A 16,590-nucleotide genomic window follows, 5' to 3' on the forward strand; every position below is an offset into this window, starting at 1 on the left:
TGGAGAGATCAACAGGCCCTGCTGGACCAGCCTCTCAACATTAAAACAGAAAGCAGCTACGCTTGGTCATCCAACATTGCAAGAAAACGCCCGGCTGACTTCAGCGCCTTATAACTGGGGTCATAATATTTGCTGTAGTGAATGAAACCGTGCACGACGCTTTTATAGACATCATAATAGTGCTTCACGCCCGCTTCCATCAACTTGCCCGCCAGCCAACGGCTGTCGTCCGCCAGACAATCGCATTCCGCCTCGCACAAATAGACCGGTGGCAAATCATGCATTTCAGCATCCGTCAGGTCCGCATAGGTAGGGTCGGCATCGTCGGGCAGATAGAAGTTCCACAAGGCCCTCATCCATGCAGTGGCAAGTCCGTTGCTTCCATCCCCATAGGCTTTGTGCGACCGCGTATCATACAGGCGGCGATAGCAGCCATAATAAAGAAGCAACGCGAAAATACGCACGGGCTTCTTTGCATCGCGCAAGCGCAGCGCAGCAGCGAGCGCCAGATTGGCCCCGGCACTATCCCCGGCCAATGCAATCTCACAATTCTCCTCAGCGGCAATTTTTTCGATCTTTGCGCATACCGCATCAATTGCAGCGGGATGGGTATGCTCTGGTGCCAAAGGATAGCTGAGACCAAACACCTCACGCTCAGACAGAACGGCAAGATCAGCCATGGCGCTTGCATGGGTAATGACATTGCAATTGCGCCACCCGCCACCATGAATATAAAGGATCAGTTTGCGCGGCCCGGCCTTGATTATTTCGGGAGTGAATCGTCTGCCGAAATCCATATCAACAATCGTGATTTTATCATCATGACGCCCGACGAGCGATCGACGCGCATCGGTATATTTCTCGCGTGACACATCCAGAGGCTCATTGGCGTCCGGATCAGGGTAATAGGAAAAGCGCGCAACATAATCCAGCAAGGCTTTATCGGGTTTACCAACCATCACAATGACTCCGTCTCTCGCATCTCCCCTTAAGGAAGACACGCAATAATCCGTTTCAAATTAGCTTTGCCCTGAGGTTAAAACCTGTGCTCGCCCATGGCCAGCACGCAAAGCCCATAAATCAACTCAATATCTGTCGCGCCACATTTCGTGCAGCCTGATCGAGAGCCAGAACATCGCCGACATCACTTGCGGCTCCGACTTCATCCCGACGCACAAACTCCGCCATGACCTTTTCGACTAGCTCCGCAATACCGCCAAACGCAATATCACCGGCAAGAAAGGCCGCAACAGCAATCTCGTTGGCAGCATTCATGATGTTGGGCAGGCTGCCTCCAGCCTCAAGCGCCTCTTTGGCAAGGCGCAAACAGGGGAACCGCTCATAATCCGGCGCTTCGAAGGTGAATTGCCCAATTTCGACAAGAGAAATACGATCTGTATTGGCAGGCGCCCGCTCTGGCCATGCAAGGCAATGAGCAACAGGAATGCGCATGTCCGGCGCACCAAGCTGCGCAAGCAAAGAACCGTCACTATAGGCCACCATGCCATGAATGATCTGCTGGGGATGAACAACGACCTTCAGCTTATCCGCAGAGACCCCATAAAGATGATGCGCCTCGATCAGCTCCAGTCCCTTGTTCATCATCGATGCACTGTCGATAGTGATCTTGTTGCCCATGGAAAAATTGGGATGCGCCAAGGCCTGCTCAATCGATGCCTTGGCTATGGCATCCCTGTCCCATGTTCGAAAAGGGCCGCCAGACGCGGTCAACACAATCTTGGAAATTTCTGCTCGGTTTTCACGCTCATAAACCTGAAACACGGCGCTATGCTCAGAATCCACCGGCAGGATCGGCTTACCGAGCCGCTGTGTTTCGGCCATCACCAGATCACCCGCACACACCAGCGCTTCCTTGTTGGCAAGTGCCACCTGATTGCCTGCCTTGAGAGCTGCCAGCGTTGGACAAATGCCCGCAGCGCCCACGATCGCACCGATCACGATATCAGCAGAACGCCCTGCCGCCTCTTCAACAGCGCTCTGCCCAGCCCCGACTTCAATGTCATGGCCGGACAAGGCATCCCTGAGATCGGCGTAAAAGCCTTCATCCGCAACGACTGCAAACCGCGCCCCAGATTTGACAGCGGCTCGCGCCAGTTTACCAACATTGCGATTGGCAGTCAGCGCATTGACCCGATAGCGATCAGGTGAACCGGCAATGATGTCGAGCGCAGAATCCCCAACCGATCCGCTTGCCCCCAGCACTGAAATGATTTTCGGCGTGCCTTCGCTGCCTTGCACGGAGGAATCAACGGATGAAGTCTTGGACATAACCCACTCATATTTAGAACAAAACAAAGATTAGGCCCGAAAGAAACCCAAGGCCCTACTGAATCAGAAAACCGGTTGCCACAGAATGAACATCGCCAAGGGCAACCCCGATCAGGGCCGCAGCGACGACCGCAAAAAGCAACCCATCGACGCGGTCCATGACGCCGCCATGGCCGGGAATGAGAGTGCCGGAATCCTTGACGTCAAACATACGCTTCATTTGTGACTCTGCAAGATCCCCCACCTGCGAGAGCACAGAAAGTCCACCGAGCAATGCTATCAGCCTCATATCAGGCACAATGCCCAAAAGCACAGCCACGAATGCAGAAAATCCGGTCCCTAAAACGAGACCACCAATGGACCCCGACCAAGTCTTTTTGGGAGAAACACGGCGCCAAAGCTTTGGTCCGCCGACATATTTCCCAACAAAATAGGCCGATACGTCCGTGCCCCAAACCAGCGCAAACAACACCAAGATGGCTTGCAAACCATAGTCCGGATCTTGTCTAAGCAGAAAGATGGCGCCACCAAAAGCAGCGGCATAAAGAATACCAAGGCCGCACCAGCGCGCGGTCCGATAAGAACAGCGCGCAAAAAACAGGTATCCCGCACCAAATGCGGGGATCGCAAGCCCGGCTTGCCAGTCTGTGAAATAGAAGCAGAATAGCGAGCCTATGATGACGATATAGCCTGTCAGAGCGGGCGTCTGCGCAGGCGCTTCGCCCACCATGCTCAACCATTCGCGATAAATCAGGATGGTGACAGCACCAAAGAACAGGGCGAATGCAACGCCGCCCCACCATGTAACAGCAAAGGCAGCAGCAGCCAGAACAATACCCGACGCAAATCTGACCATCAGATCAGACCAGAGGCTTTTCTTTTGCGTCTTGTCTTCAGCCTCCCCTGCGGGTTTCTTTAAAGAGTCCAGAACAGCTTCTCCCGTAAAGTTCACAACCGGTTCGACACACCGGCATTTTACCTGCCTGAAACCAGTGCAGCCTGATTGAGCTCAATATCGTCGACGGTCACGCGACCAAAGCGGCGATTGCGCCGACCATATTCCACCAGCGCCAATTCCAACTGCTGCCGATCAAAATCAGGCCAATAGCAATCGACGAAAATAAATTCCGAATAGGCGGCCTGCCAGAGAAGAAAGTTACTCAACCGCTGCTCGCCGCTGGTGCGCAAAATCACATCGGGATCGGGCACAGAGCCAGTGTAAAGAGATTGAGAGACAAGCGCTTCATCGATAGCAGAGGCAGTCAGCCGTCCCTCTTCAACCTCACGGGCCAAAGATTTCACCATATCGACAATTTCATGCCGGGCACCATAGTTGAACGCGATTTGCAAAGTCAGACCGGTATTGTTCTGCGTGCGCCGCTCGGCTTTATCAAGCAACGCAGCAATATCGCTTTCCAGACCGACGCGACTGCCAATCACCAACACCCGCACATTCTGCTTGTGCAAGGTGGCTAGATCCTTGTTGATGAAGAGCTTGAGTAGCCCCAACAAATCACGAACTTCAGATTGAGGGCGCGACCAATTCTCTGAACTGAAAGCAAAGAGCGTCAAATATTCAATCTTGAACTCAATGGCATTGGAGACGATTTCCCGAACGGCAACAACGCCCTGACGATGGCCTTGTGTTCGGGACAGCTTGCGCTCCTGCGCCCACCGCCCATTGCCGTCCATAATGACTGCCAAATGGCGAGGTATGGCCATATTTCCTGCAACAGAAGTGTCCGCATAACGCATTTGGCCAACCATAAAATTCCCGTCCCCTTGGTTCCACAACAGCCCGACATGCCCCATAAACTATGAGCGCATCGCCGGGCCGTTTCTTGACCGTAACATATGGCGCCAAGGCCCTATCGGCCCACCAAAGGCGCCTTATCAACCTTTAGCCCACATCAACAACCAAGGGCATTTCACCTGAGATACCCGGCATCAATGCCTGGTTGAAAGACCTAAACCTGCATGATTTCTGCTTCCTTGCTGGAAGCCATCGTGTCGATTTCGGCAACATATTTATTGGTCAGTTCCTGAATCTCGTCATTGTAAAGACGGACATCATCCTCACTCATACCGTCTTTTTCGGCCTTCTTGCACATATCCATGCCATCACGACGCACATGGCGCACAGATACTTTCGCATTCTCAGCATAAGAATGGGCAATTTTGACCATTTCCTGACGACGTTCCTGATTGAGTTCAGGAATGGGAAGCCGAAGCAACTGGCCATCTGTGACCGGATTGATGCCGATGTTGGATTCACGAATCGCCTTTTCAACAGCGCCAACCATGCCCTTATCCCAAACCTGGATCGACAGCATGCGCGGCTCTGGCACGGAAACCGTACCGACCTGATTGATCGGCATGGTCTGGCCATAAGCTTCCACCGTAATAGGGTCCAGAAGAGCCATCGATGCGCGTCCGGTTCTCAGCCCGGACAATTCTGTTTTCAGAACAGATACTGCCCCCTTCATGCGGCGTTCAAGGTCATCAAGATCCAGTTCTTCGGCAGACATGGTAAAGCCTCTTGTTTTCTAGTTCGGTTATCATTCCGGGTCTATTCTTAGCTCACGCCCCTCAATGAGGCTCCCCTGAGCCGTTTCCCCCTGCATGATCTGCGGCCTTTCATCCATCCAGCCCGCAGATCGACTTTCATTCCTCAGGCGCAGCATGACACTATCGCCCCCGAGCCTATTGGCCGGAAACGATTGTCGCGCGCCCACGCCCCTGCAAAATTTCAACAATTCCGTTCGGTTCGTGCAATGAATAAACAATTATCGGGATATTTGCTTCTTGAGCAAGCGCAATCGCAGCTGCATCCATAACCTTCAGCCCTTGTTTGAGGACTTCTGTATAACTGATCTCATCATAACGGATAGCATCTGGGTTTTTCAACGGATCGGCAGAGTAAACTCCGTCCACCTGAGTGCCTTTGAAGACGGCATCACACTGCATTTCAGCCGCACGCAGGGCCGCGCCCGAATCTGTCGTAACGAAAGGATTGCCGGTACCAGCTGCAAAAAGCACGATTTTGCCTTCAGCCAGATAGGCCTTGGCGGCACGCTGGGTAAATTGCTCACAAATCTCATCCATGGCGATAGCAGACATGGCAACCACAGGAACATCGATGCTCTCAAGCGCGTTGGCCATTGCCAGCACATTCATCACCGTTGCCAGCATACCCATATGGTCGCCACGAACCCGGTCTCCACCCTTGGCCGCCACAGAAACACCCCTAAAGATGTTGCCGCCGCCAATAACGACACCAACCTCAGCACCGAGCGCTCGCACATCCGCGATTTCACGAGCGACGCGAGCCACCATTGCCTGATCAATCCCGAAAGACTGCTCACCCATCAGCGCTTCGCCCGAAACCTTCAGCAAGACGCGCTTATATTTCAAATTACCCATTCTGTCAGACACCTCGCGTAGTAAGCTCCTCCGGCAGCAGACAGGATAAAGGCCAATGACTGCGCCACTTAAAAGGGAGCACCCGGCAAGCAGGATCTACAGGCCGGAAGAAAAGCTGTCTTTGCATACACGAAGGGCGCTGGTTCGTCATCCCCAGCGCCCTTCGAATTTCGATTTTTCAACCCTGTTGCAAAGCAAAAAGGGCTTCGCGCGAGTTAGTTACCAGCAGCAGCGGCAACTTCAGCTGCGAAGTCTTCTTCTTTCTTCTCGATGCCTTCGCCAAGAGCGAAGCGAGCGAAGGAAACCAGTTTGATAGGCGCGCCGACTTCTTTTTCAGCGTTTTTAATAGCCTGCTCAACGGTGTTTTCGCCATCGATAACGAAGGTCTGCTTGAGCAGAACAACTTCTTCGAAGAATTTGCGCATACGACCTTCAACCATCTTTTCGATGATGTTGTCCGGTTTGCCAGACGCTTTAGCCTGTTCGGAGAACACAGCTTTTTCGCGTTCGATAGCAGAAGGATCAACTTCTTCGGTGGTTGCAGCCAGCGGGTTGGTTGCTGCGATGTGCATGGCAACCTGCTTGCCAAGCGCTTCGAGCTTCTCTGCATCGCCTTCAGATTCCAGAGCAACCAGAACGCCAAGACGTCCAAGGCCAGGAGCCGTAGCGGAGTGCATGTAGGAAGCAACGACGCCCTTGTCTACGCTAAGAACCTTGCCACGACGCAGGTTCATGTTTTCGCCGATGGTTGCAACAGCGTTGGTGATGGTTTCTTCAACCGTGCCACCGCCAGGATATTGTGCAGCCAGAATATCTTCCAGTTTATCGCCAGCTTCAACAACGACAGACGCGATGTTGCGAGCCAGTTCCTGGAACTGTTCGTTACGGGAAACGAAGTCGGTTTCGGCATTAACCTCTGCAAGAGCAGCCTTATTGCCTTCTCCAGCAATAGCAATCAACCCTTCAGCGGCAACACGACCGGATTTCTTTGCAGCTTTCGCCAAGCCCTTGGTGCGCAACCAATCGATTGCGGCTTCCATATCACCGTCGGTTTCACCCAGGGCCTTTTTGCAGTCCATCATGCCCGCGCCGGAAACTTCGCGGAGCTCTTTAACCATTGATGCTGTAATCGCCATTGCAGCCTCACGTCCTTTATCAAACAAGCCAGAAGCCGCCCGAACGATCCCGGGCGGCCATTTCAATCAAATCAGGGCACAGCCCTCAAATCTCATTTCTGAAGCACTCGACTTCCCAGAAAGCTGACAGGCTTTCAAGACAGGAATATGTAAGCGCCCTCGCCTTTAAGCAGATGCTTATTAGGCTTTTTCTTCAGCAGCGGCTTCAGGAGCAGCAGCTTCTTCACCATCTTCGTCATCCAGAGCGGCTTCAAGCAGGCCATCTTCGGATTCGCCAAGATCAATGCCAACATCGCCAGCAGAACGGGAGATACCGTCAATGGCAGCAGCAACGATCATGTCGCAGTAAAGAGAGATTGCGCGGGAAGCGTCATCGTTACCCGGAACCGGGAAGTCGATGCCATCAGGATCGCAGTTGGTATCAACAACAGCGGCAACAGGAATGCCCAGACGGCGGGCTTCGTGAATTGCAATGTCTTCCTTGTTGGTATCGATCACGAAGATCAGGTCAGGCACACCGCCCATGTCCTTGATACCACCAAGAGCGCGTTCCAGTTTATCGCGTTCGCGGGTCAGGGTCAGGCGTTCTTTCTTGGTGAAGCCTTTGCCTTCGCCTTCAAGCAGCTCGTCGAGCTTGCGCAGGCGCTGGATGGACTGGGTGATGGTTTTCCAGTTGGTCAGCATGCCGCCGAGCCAACGGGAGTTCACATAATACTGGGCAGCAGCTTTAGCAGCTTCAGCAACAGGACCAGAAGCCTGACGCTTGGTGCCAACGATCAGAACGCGACCGCCACGAGCAACGGTATCAGACACAGCTTTCAGAGCTTCGTTCATCAGAGGAACGGTCTGGGACAGGTCAATGATATGGATGTTGTTGCGAGCGCCGAAAATGTATTTGCCCATTTTCGGGTTCCAGCGGTGGGTCTGGTGACCAAAATGCACACCTGCTTCAAGCAGCGAGCGCATGGATACTTCAGGAAGTGCCATGTAAAATTTCCTTTACCGGTTTAACCTCTGCGGGATGTGGCCAAAATGGGCACCGGATGGATGTCAGCACATTTCTCCATGCTGCCACCCTGCTCCCGCATGTGGATTCGAGGGTGCTTATAGGCGCTAACTTTCAGGAATGCAAGCCGCAAGGCCGCCTTTTCTGGGGAATGGCCGCTTATCGGGCACCATCAAAGCAGAACAGGTCACCCTTGATATATGCATTTCTTCGCAATAAGCTTGTGCGATACTGGAATGATTTGCACATCAATCCCTCAACCAGCTCAAGTCTCCGGAACAGAATCGCGATGCATAGCAGGCTCATCCTTGCACTCAGCCTTATCATGATCGCCCTGTTAGCCCCAAGGGCTGCAACAGCCGATCCGGCTCCCTGTCGCCAGAAATATGAGGCCTATCTGTCCAATCTGGACAAGGCCTCCGATGCGATATCGGCAATTCTGAAGCGAGACAGCAACTGCCTTGAAGCCAGCAATGATTGCGAGCGCTGCACCCGTCTTGATGACGGCACCCTTTCTTGCACCCCCATTGGCTTCACTTGCACGTCAGGCACAAGCGTCTGCACAAGACGCGCACCATCTCAACCAGCGCAATAGAGAGCGCTTAAGCGACAGCCTTTCTAAAGCTGGCGGGTGTTACCCCCGTTCCGGCCTTGAAGCTGCGGGTAAAATGGCTCTGACTGGAAAAACCGCAGGCATCGGCAACTTGCGCCAGAGGTTCTCCGGCACGCATCAGACTCTTGGCCCGCTCCACACGCCGATGGGCAACGAACAGGCTAGGCGAGACCCCACAAGTTTGTTTGAAACTTCTTTGCAGATGAAATTCACTCAGCTCCGCAATGACCGCCAGATCGCGCAGGCGGATCGTCTTATCAAGGTGGTCTTCGATGAAATCCGTCAATTTGCGTTTTACAGGCATGGAAAGGCCACCCCGGATCGGCTTGACTTGCTCGCCATGAAACCGCTTCTGCAAAAGAACCTCTGCGATCAACTCGACCATCGCCTCTTCAGCGCCCATCGCATTGCCTGCGCAAGTTTCGCCAAACAGACGTGAGAAGGGAACAATGAGCCCCTCCGGCTTGGCATAGGTAACATCAGCCAGTTCGATCTGTCGTCCGTCCCGATCCATCATCTCGCTATAGCAACGCCGCAATTCTTGATCAGGCAGATAGAGATGCATCATGGTCAACGGACCATTGACCTCCCATTCCGAGCTCTGCCCCTGCGGAAAAATGCAAACCGCTCCCGGCCAGCCGCGCACCGGCTTCTGATCGACGCGCCAGACATCCTGTCCGTTTCGCACATACATGCTGAAGGCATGCCCTTGCAGCTCATCATAGTTCACATGGTCTTCCCGGTTGCTCCAGATCGCACAAGAGCGCCCAAAACCGAGATCAAGGCTGCCGTGCCTGATCGCAGTTGAACTGTCTTGCAGAAATCCGAAAACGGAATGATCCTTAGAGCGCATGGAATGAAAACCGAAAAGATACGAGATAACGCCGAGCTGTTAAACCGACTTATAACACCAGCTCACGCCACCAACAATCGTCATGTGGCAGCGCAGATTCACTTCACCGCAAGATTATGCAAAAGCGGAACCAACGAAACAGTTAGACCGAAAGTTCAACAATAAAGGTTTCAGTCATGATCCCGTTTCTTTTCGTAACAACAGTTTTGATCTGGGGAACCACCTGGTTCGCCATCGCCTTGCAAGCCGGTCCGGTTCCGGCTCTGGTTTCCATTTTCTATCGCTTCGGCGTCGCTGGCGTGCTGTTTGTGGCAGGTCTTGCCCTGTCTGGCCGTCTTCGCCTGCCACGCAAGGATCATCAAATCTGGCTGGTTGCTCAGGCCCTCTGCTTGTTCAGCCTGAATTTCATCTGCTTCTACTATGCCGTCCGATATATCCCGTCGGGTCTGGAATCCGTTATCTTTTCGATGGCGACCATCTTCAACGCCATCAATGCCCGCATTTTCTACAAAGACAAAATCACCAAACAGATGGTTCTTGCCAGCATTCTGGGCATCTGTGGTCTTGTTCTGCTGTTCGGCCGCGATGTCTTTTCAAGTAGCGGCACTGAAGCCCTCACCGGCGCGGGCCTTGCCATGCTCGGAACGCTGTTCTTTTCTTTCGGCAACATGGTTTCTCGCCGCAACAGCCAGATGGGCATCTCTCCCATCACTGCAAACGCCTGGGGCATGTGCTACGGCGCCCTCATCCTGCTGGCTCTGATCACAGTGACAGGCACCCCGATTGTCGCCCCGGCAGACGTGACCTATCTTGGTGCCCTGCTCTATCTCGCGATTTTCGGCTCCATCGTTGCCTTCACCACCTACCTCATTCTGGTAGCGCGCATAGGTTCGGCCAAAGCGGCTTACATGACGGTGCTCTTTCCGATCATCGCGCTCGCCATTTCCACCCTGTTCGAAGGGTATATCTGGCATTGGACATCGGTTCTTGGGCTCATACTGGCGCTGACCGGCAACATCGTCATGTTCGCACCTAAGAAGACCAAACCGGATGCCTCGGCCCCAAGCCCTGCGAAAGTGGAGCTTGGCGACACGGCCTCCGCGGCAAGCTAACCCCAAATAGCTATCCTTTCCGCTCCGGCAAGCAGCCAACGGAGCCCAGAGTCGCGCGCAAGGCCTCAATAAGGTCCGTGCGCGGCTCCTTCCCCAGCAGGCTGACAAGGCGTTCATTGTCAAGCCGCATGGAATGGCGCCACAAGGGTTCGATTTCCGAAGCCTCACGAGCAAAGGGAACGAGTGGACTTGCCAGACGCATCAGCCACCAGGGAAAGGCCCGCACTGCAAGCCTACGCCCCAACACAGCCTCGAGCCCATCAATCAAACCGCGTCCTGAACGATCCCAATAGCCTTCAAAGGGAATGTCTTCAAATGGGGCCAGAGCACTTTGCTTTTCGAGCAATAGAGCAACCGCTTCCGCCACGTCGGGAAGATAAGACCAGCTATGGCCGGCTCCCCGCGCGACATTTGTTACCGCCTTCAAAGGACGCCCCGGCTTTATCATCGCTTGAGTGAACCAGCTTGATCGCGCATCAGGGCCGAAATAATCACCAGCTCTAAGGATGAGACTCGGCACCTGAGGAGCTGCGTCTTTTAAACGCTTCTCAAGTGCGATGCGAACCTGCCCCTTGCGAGACCGCCCGGTTTGAGGGCTGCCGCTACGCACCACCGGCGTCAATTCAGGGTCGAAATTATAAACCGTTCCGGGCAGCACAATCCGTGCCCCATTGGCTAGCGCGGCCGCAATAGTGTTATCGATCATCGGCAACACAAGCTCTTCCCATTTGCGATAGCCGGGTGGATTGACTGCATGCACAATGACATCGGCCCCGTGCGCTGCGGCAAGCACATCCGAAGCGCTCATGGCATCGCCCTTGCACCACTCTACGCCGTCAACACCGCTTCTCTTTGCCGCTTCAAGGTCCCGCGCCATGCCACGCACCAACCAGCCATGCGCGACCAACGCGCTGGCAATCGCCCCACCAATCCCACCGGTAGCGCCAAGAACCAGTGCAACCCGGACCTTGGGTTCGCCATTCATTTCTGAATCCATCCGACATCTCCGCATTGGTCTCAAATGAGCGTCTGAATCGCAGCCGCTCTCTATCGCCAAAGACTGACGCCCTTTTAATAGAAAAGAAATTGCCAATTATCTTTCAGGTGCTAGTATGATTTTTATGAGCAAGGATATTTCATGGGATGATCAACGCTGCTTTCTTGCAGTCCTCGAAGAAGGCAGCCTCTCGGCGGCAGCCCGCAAGCTTGGCGTCTCCCAGCCAACAGTCAGAACCCGGATTTCATCACTTGAAGAGAGTTTGGGCACACCGCTTTTCACCCGTTCGGTCAACGGTCTCGCCCCAACGGAAACCGCAAGAGAGCTACACAAAAGCGCCAAGGCGATGGCAATGGCGTCAGCTGACTTCATCCGCAAAGCATCGGCCCCACCCGACGCCATTGCGGGCACGGTTCGCCTATCGGTTCCCGAGGTCATGGGCACAGAGGTCATTCCAACAATGCTTGCCACACTGCAAGACCGATATCCTGCCATTCAAATCGAATTGGAACTAAGCAACAAGCCCGCCGACATTCTTCAGCAGGAAGTTGACCTTGCGGTTCGTACAGTGCAACCGAAACAGGAAGCGCTCGTTGCCCGCAAGGTGGCATCAATACCCTTGGGCTTTTTCGCAAGCCCCGCCTACCTTGCCAAGCACGGCACGCCTCTATCCATGGAAGATCTGTCAAGGCACCACTTCGTTGGCCCGGATCGCAGTTTGAGCGACCTCGCGCTTGCGCAAAAGCTGGGCCTAAGCAAAACAACGGCAAAAATTGCTCTGGCAACCGACAGCCATCCGGCGCAATTGGCCGCAGCACGGGCTGGCCTTGGCATCGCCGTCATTCAGGTTCCTTTCGGGAGCCGCCATTCAGATCTGGTGCATATCCTGAAGGATCAAAGCGTATACGCGCTCGACACATGGGTCGTAACGCACGAAAATCTGCGCGCCGTGCCACGCATCAGAGCGGTGTTCGATTGTCTGGTGGAAGGTTTCACCCATTATCGCTAGACGCTTGCGGCCTGGACAATCATCAAAGCCACGCTCTCCAGACCGGAGACGAAACCACTTCATTGCTTCGCCTCCCAAAAGGCCACTTTAAGCGACGCCGACTTCCACATCGACGATCCCCGGAATGGCCTTCAAGGCCCTGCCAACCTCAGGCGAAACATAATATTTGCCCTTCAGCCGCATCTCGACTTCGCATTCGCCCTCATCCAGCATCACGATCACGGAAACCTCGCCATCACCTCTGTCATCGAGCTGCTTTTGCAGGGATGTCAGTGGCTTGGGGTCATTCACGAACACGCGCATGGCCTGCCGCATGCCATCACTGACAAGCGGTCGCACATTGTTGATGCGCACAGAGACCCCTTCAGGCCGTTCGTCGGCCCCCACCTCTAGAATAACCGTATTGCCCGGCTCCAGATCATCACGAAAGCGCGCCAGCGCCTCGGAAAAGAGCACCGCTTCATATTGTCCGGTCGGATCGGAAATGGTGATGATCCCCATGCGGTTACCGGTCTTGGTCTTGCGTTCCTGCTTCCCGGTGATCGTACCGGCCAAACGCCCCGCACTGGCACCCTGCTTGACGGCAATCTCGAATTGCTGCCAGAGCTGGATACGCATCTTTTCGAGCTGCGGAATATATTCATCCAGCGGATGGGCCGACAGATAGAAACCGATCGCACTATATTCACGCTGCAGTTTCTCCTGACTTGTCCATGGGCGCACATCCGGCAAAGGCAATGGCGCAGCCTCTTCCTCGCCGAACAGGCCACCCTGCCCCGATGATGCATCGCGCGAATGGCTTGTTGCCTCACCCATAATGATGTCAATGGAGCCAACAACCTGCGCCCGGTTGGGATTGAGCACATCGAAGGTGCCTGCAGCTGCCAGATTTTCAATCGTGCGCTTGTTGATCACTCGCGGACTGATGCGCTTGGCGAAATCAGCCAGATCCTTGAACGGCTTATCTCCCCGCACTTCCATGATATGCTCGGCGGCGGGCTGCCCCACCCCCTTGATTGCCGCCATGGAATAGATAATGGCCCCATCCTTGACGAGAAACTCGACGCCGGATTCATTGATGGATGGTGGCTGCACCTCAATGCCGAGCCGGATCGCATCACGGCGGAATTCCGACAGCTTGTCGGTGTTGTTCATATCCAGCGTCATGATTGCCGCAAGGAACTCAGCTGGATAGTTCGCCTTCATATAGGCAGTCTGATAGGCCACCAGAGCATAGGCAGCAGCGTGCGACTTGTTGAAGCCATAGTCGGCGAACTTAGCCACGAGGTCATAGATCTCGGACGCTTGCTCGCGCGGCACCCCGCGCTCTTCAGCACCATCACAGAAGAAGACCCGCTGCTTTTCCATCTCCTCACGGATCTTTTTACCCATCGCTCGACGCAGCATATCAGCTTGGCCGAGGGTATAACCGGAAAGGATCTGCGCGATCTGCATCACCTGTTCCTGATAAATGATGATGCCGTAGGTCTCTTTCAGCACCGGCTCGAGCAACTCATGCATATAGTCCGGCTTTTCCTCGCCACGTTTACGCGCGCAATAGACCGGAATGTTGGCCATGGGCCCGGGCCGATAGAGCGCCACGATAGCGATGATATCCTCAAACTGGTCGGGCTTCATATCAAGCAGGGCCTTGCGCATGCCCATACTTTCAAGCTGGAACACACCAACCGTCTCACCGCGACAGAGAATCTCGTAGGATTTCGGGTCGTCGATCGGAATTTCCGACAAGTTGATCTTGATGCCGCGCTGTTCCACAAAGCGCACAGCCGTTTGCAGAACCGTCAGTGTTTTCAGACCAAGAAAGTCAAACTTGACGAGGCCGGTCTTCTCAACAAACTTCATGTTGAACTGGGTCACCGGCATATCGGAGCGCGGGTCGCGATACATGGGGACGAGCTTATCTAGCGACCGGTCCCCGATCACAACGCCAGCAGCGTGAGTCGACGTATGGCGATAGAGCCCTTCCAGTTTCAGCGAGATGGAAATGAGGCGATCCACGATCTCCTCTTCCTTGCGGGCGTCAACCAGACGCGGCTCCTGCTCCAGAGCCTCGGGCAGAGACACAGACACCGCCCCCTTCATGGGCACCAGCTTGCAGAGCTTGTCCACCTGACCGAAGGGCATCTGCAACACGCGCCCCACGTCGCGCAGCACCATGCGGGCCTGCAGCGTACCGTAGGTGATGATCTGTCCAACGTTGCTCCAGCCATATTTGCGCTGCACATAATGCACCACTTCTTCGCGTCGGTCCTGACAGAAGTCGATATCGAAGTCGGGCATCGACACACGTTCCGGGTTCAGGAATCGTTCGAACAGAAGAGCAAAGCGCAAAGGATCAAGGTCGGTGATCGTCAAGGACCAGGCCACAAGCGAGCCAGCACCGGAACCACGCCCCGGCCCCACCGGGATTCCATGTTCCTTGGCCCATTTGATGAAGTCAGCAACAATCAGGAAGTAGCCGGGGAATTTCATCGAAACGATAATACCCAGCTCGAACTCCAATCGCTCCCAATAGGATTCCTCTGTCAACCCCGGTGCAAGACCGTGAATATCAAGGCGGCGGCGCAGCCCCTCTTCAGCCTGCTTGCGTAGCTCGGCAGCCTCATGCTGCTCGGCTTCTTCCGGATCGGCGTCCGCACCCGCAAATCGTGGCAACAGCGGTTTGACCGTACGCACGCGTGTCGAACAGCGCTGCGCAATTTCAATGGTATTTTCAAGAGCTTCAGGCAGATCGGCAAACAGCTCGGCCATTTCATCCTGACTTTTGAAATAATGCTCCCGAGTCAGCTGCCGACGGTCACTCTGGATGAGGACCTTGCTCTCCGCAATGGCAAGCAGCGCATCATGGGCTTCAAAGTCCTCGCGCTCGCCAAAATAGACATCGTTGGTTGCCACCAACGGCATTTCAAATTCGTAGGCAAGATCGATAATCTGCGGCTCGACAATAGCCTCATGCGGCATCCCATGCCGCATGATTTCGACATAGACCCGGTCACCGAAAACGCGCTTCAATATTTCAAGACGCTCGCGCCCCTTAGCCACATGATTGCTTGCCAACATCCGGTCCACGGGGCCATTGCCGCCACCGGTCAGGCAGATGATGCCTTCACCCAGTTCTTCCAGATCACCGACCGTAACATGCGGCTCCTGATCATCCTCGGGCGAGAGATAGGACCGGGAAACAAGGAGCATAAGGTTAGCCCAGCCCTGATCCGTGGCAGCAAGCAAAACGATGGAAGGCAATTCCGTATGCCCGCTACCTTGATAATCTCCATCGTTGAAATAGATCTCGACCTGACAGCCCATGATCGGTTGCAGGCCTTCGCCGACAGACTTTTCGGAAAATTCAAGTCCACCAAACATGTTGCGCGTATCCGTAATGGATACAGCGGGCATATTCATGGCCTTGGTCTTCTTGATCACCTTGGCGACGGGCAAGGCCCCTTCAAGAAGAGAATAGGCCGAATGCACATGCAAATGGATAAATTTAAGATCGTCCGACAGCCCATTCATCACAGCAAAGCCTTCCCGTATCAACATGACAGCGCCCGACATGGGTCGCTAGAATCAGATCGCGCAAGGCTTCAAGAATAGGAAATGCAGAGGAGCATGGCAAAGCCTGATGATAGCTGTCAGACGGTGGCGACAAGCTCTCCACAACGAGCAGGTTTGGCTTTGAATAACCTTCCGAACCCCAGCAGGCCGTCCCCATAGTTATCCTCTCTTATCCCCACTATTCAGACAGGAAAATCAAACCAGAACCTGCATCCACACGCCAATCATGGACATAAAGGTGATAAGGGAACCGAGCGCAAGAACATCACGAATAATCATTACCAGACCTCAAAACTGTTCGCGTTATATCCTCATTATGTATTTGTTTTGTTCTCATTGCAAGCACTTTCTTTTAATCTCGCAAATTCAATTTTATTACAATTTTTTAGATAGTTAGAAGAAGTTGTTCGCAAATTATTCACACAGCTTCATTCTGTCCCCGACCTCATCCCAAAACATCCACAGGAGAACATCCCCCAAAAGAGCCGACCACACCAACCAGACTTTGTCCTCCGCTTGTGAACAGTCTTTCCACACACTCTCCCGGCTCAGTGAAAAAGCAGCCTGAGATATCCC

14 protein-coding genes are annotated in these 16,590 nt (G+C 54.1%); 3 read left to right on the forward strand and 11 right to left on the reverse strand.

All coding sequences use genetic code 11. The features are described from left to right. Positions 1-56: 56 nt before the first annotated feature. The 8 genes from BM258_RS09530 to rpsB form a co-directional block, all read right to left on the reverse strand. A complete protein-coding gene (locus tag BM258_RS09530) occupies positions 57-959 on the reverse strand; it encodes an alpha/beta hydrolase fold domain-containing protein (RefSeq protein ID WP_090071553.1) in 903 nt (300 codons plus the stop codon). A gap of 121 nt (positions 960-1,080) precedes the next feature. Beyond that, the gene (gene dxr / locus BM258_RS09535) at positions 1,081-2,289 is read right to left on the reverse strand and encodes a 1-deoxy-D-xylulose-5-phosphate reductoisomerase (protein ID WP_090071555.1); all 1,209 of its coding nucleotides are present in this window, start codon (positions 2,287-2,289) and stop codon (positions 1,081-1,083) included. 55 nt (positions 2,290-2,344) lie between these two features. Beyond that, positions 2,345-3,241: a phosphatidate cytidylyltransferase gene (locus tag BM258_RS09540; protein WP_210186717.1), complete on the reverse strand. Its 897-nt coding sequence runs from the start codon at positions 3,239-3,241 to the stop codon at positions 2,345-2,347. Positions 3,242-3,264: 23 nt separating this feature from the next. Beyond that, complete coding sequence (locus BM258_RS09545) at positions 3,265-4,011, reverse strand: isoprenyl transferase (protein ID WP_090072167.1); 747 nt, start codon at positions 4,009-4,011, stop codon at positions 3,265-3,267. A gap of 245 nt (positions 4,012-4,256) precedes the next feature. Next, on the reverse strand, positions 4,257-4,817 hold the full coding sequence (gene frr, locus BM258_RS09550) for a ribosome recycling factor (protein ID WP_090071557.1): 561 nt from the start codon (positions 4,815-4,817) through the stop codon (positions 4,257-4,259). 175 nt (positions 4,818-4,992) lie between these two features. Beyond that, the gene (gene pyrH, locus BM258_RS09555) at positions 4,993-5,712 is read right to left on the reverse strand and encodes a UMP kinase (RefSeq protein WP_090071559.1); all 720 of its coding nucleotides are present in this window, start codon (positions 5,710-5,712) and stop codon (positions 4,993-4,995) included. Between the two features lie 215 nt (positions 5,713-5,927). After that, the gene (gene tsf / locus BM258_RS09560) at positions 5,928-6,848 is read right to left on the reverse strand and encodes a translation elongation factor Ts (RefSeq protein ID WP_090072169.1); all 921 of its coding nucleotides are present in this window, start codon (positions 6,846-6,848) and stop codon (positions 5,928-5,930) included. A 180-nt stretch (positions 6,849-7,028) separates the two neighbouring features. Beyond that, entirely contained in the window at positions 7,029-7,835 is an 807-nt protein-coding gene (gene rpsB, locus BM258_RS09565; RefSeq protein WP_090071561.1) for a 30S ribosomal protein S2, read from the reverse strand. 308 nt (positions 7,836-8,143) lie between these two features. On the opposite strand from rpsB, the gene BM258_RS09570 reads away from it, so the two are divergent. Then, on the forward strand, positions 8,144-8,449 hold the full coding sequence (locus tag BM258_RS09570) for a hypothetical protein (protein WP_090071563.1): 306 nt from the start codon (positions 8,144-8,146) through the stop codon (positions 8,447-8,449). Positions 8,450-8,456: 7 nt separating this feature from the next. On the opposite strand, the gene BM258_RS09575 is transcribed toward BM258_RS09570, so the two are convergent. Then, positions 8,457-9,320 (reverse strand): helix-turn-helix domain-containing protein, encoded by an 864-nt coding sequence (locus BM258_RS09575; RefSeq protein ID WP_090071565.1) that lies wholly within the window; start codon positions 9,318-9,320, stop codon positions 8,457-8,459. Between the two features lie 176 nt (positions 9,321-9,496). Between BM258_RS09575 and BM258_RS09580 the strand changes: the two genes are divergently transcribed. Beyond that, positions 9,497-10,432 (forward strand): DMT family transporter, encoded by a 936-nt coding sequence (locus tag BM258_RS09580; RefSeq protein ID WP_090071567.1) that lies wholly within the window; start codon positions 9,497-9,499, stop codon positions 10,430-10,432. A gap of 10 nt (positions 10,433-10,442) precedes the next feature. On the opposite strand, the gene BM258_RS09585 is transcribed toward BM258_RS09580, so the two are convergent. Continuing rightward, positions 10,443-11,429: an NAD(P)H-binding protein gene (locus BM258_RS09585; protein WP_090071569.1), complete on the reverse strand. Its 987-nt coding sequence runs from the start codon at positions 11,427-11,429 to the stop codon at positions 10,443-10,445. 115 nt (positions 11,430-11,544) lie between these two features. Between BM258_RS09585 and BM258_RS09590 the strand changes: the two genes are divergently transcribed. Next, entirely contained in the window at positions 11,545-12,438 is an 894-nt protein-coding gene (locus BM258_RS09590; protein WP_244544659.1) for a LysR family transcriptional regulator, read from the forward strand. Positions 12,439-12,525: 87 nt separating this feature from the next. On the opposite strand, the gene dnaE is transcribed toward BM258_RS09590, so the two are convergent. After that, complete coding sequence (dnaE, locus tag BM258_RS09595; RefSeq protein WP_175528018.1) at positions 12,526-15,999, reverse strand: DNA polymerase III subunit alpha; 3,474 nt, start codon at positions 15,997-15,999, stop codon at positions 12,526-12,528. Positions 16,000-16,590: the final 591 nt, after the last annotated feature.

It is taken from the genome of Cohaesibacter marisflavi (genome assembly GCF_900115225.1).
GTDB lineage: Bacteria > Pseudomonadota > Alphaproteobacteria > Rhizobiales > Cohaesibacteraceae > Cohaesibacter > Cohaesibacter marisflavi.

Bases quoted from the DNA above. Each gene is read 5' to 3' on its own strand.
- BM258_RS09530 (WP_090071553.1), bottom strand. From the start codon at position 959: ATGGTTGGTAAACCCGATAAAGCCTTGCTGGATTATGTTGCGCGCTTT.
- dxr (WP_090071555.1), bottom strand. From the start codon at position 2,289: ATGTCCAAGACTTCATCCGTTGATTCCTCCGTGCAAGGCAGCGAAGGC.
- BM258_RS09545 (WP_090072167.1), bottom strand. From the start codon at position 4,011: ATGGCCATACCTCGCCATTTGGCAGTCATTATGGACGGCAATGGGCGG.
- frr (WP_090071557.1), bottom strand. From the start codon at position 4,817: ATGTCTGCCGAAGAACTGGATCTTGATGACCTTGAACGCCGCATGAAG.
- pyrH (WP_090071559.1), bottom strand. From the start codon at position 5,712: ATGGGTAATTTGAAATATAAGCGCGTCTTGCTGAAGGTTTCGGGCGAA.
- tsf (WP_090072169.1), bottom strand. From the start codon at position 6,848: ATGGCGATTACAGCATCAATGGTTAAAGAGCTCCGCGAAGTTTCCGGC.
- rpsB (WP_090071561.1), bottom strand. From the start codon at position 7,835: ATGGCACTTCCTGAAGTATCCATGCGCTCGCTGCTTGAAGCAGGTGTG.
- BM258_RS09570 (WP_090071563.1), top strand. From the start codon at position 8,144: ATGCATAGCAGGCTCATCCTTGCACTCAGCCTTATCATGATCGCCCTG.
- BM258_RS09575 (WP_090071565.1), bottom strand. From the start codon at position 9,320: ATGCGCTCTAAGGATCATTCCGTTTTCGGATTTCTGCAAGACAGTTCA.
- BM258_RS09580 (WP_090071567.1), top strand. From the start codon at position 9,497: ATGATCCCGTTTCTTTTCGTAACAACAGTTTTGATCTGGGGAACCACC.
- BM258_RS09585 (WP_090071569.1), bottom strand. From the start codon at position 11,429: ATGGATTCAGAAATGAATGGCGAACCCAAGGTCCGGGTTGCACTGGTT.
- BM258_RS09590 (WP_244544659.1), top strand. From the start codon at position 11,545: ATGATTTTTATGAGCAAGGATATTTCATGGGATGATCAACGCTGCTTT.
- dnaE (WP_175528018.1), bottom strand. From the start codon at position 15,999: ATGTTGATACGGGAAGGCTTTGCTGTGATGAATGGGCTGTCGGACGAT.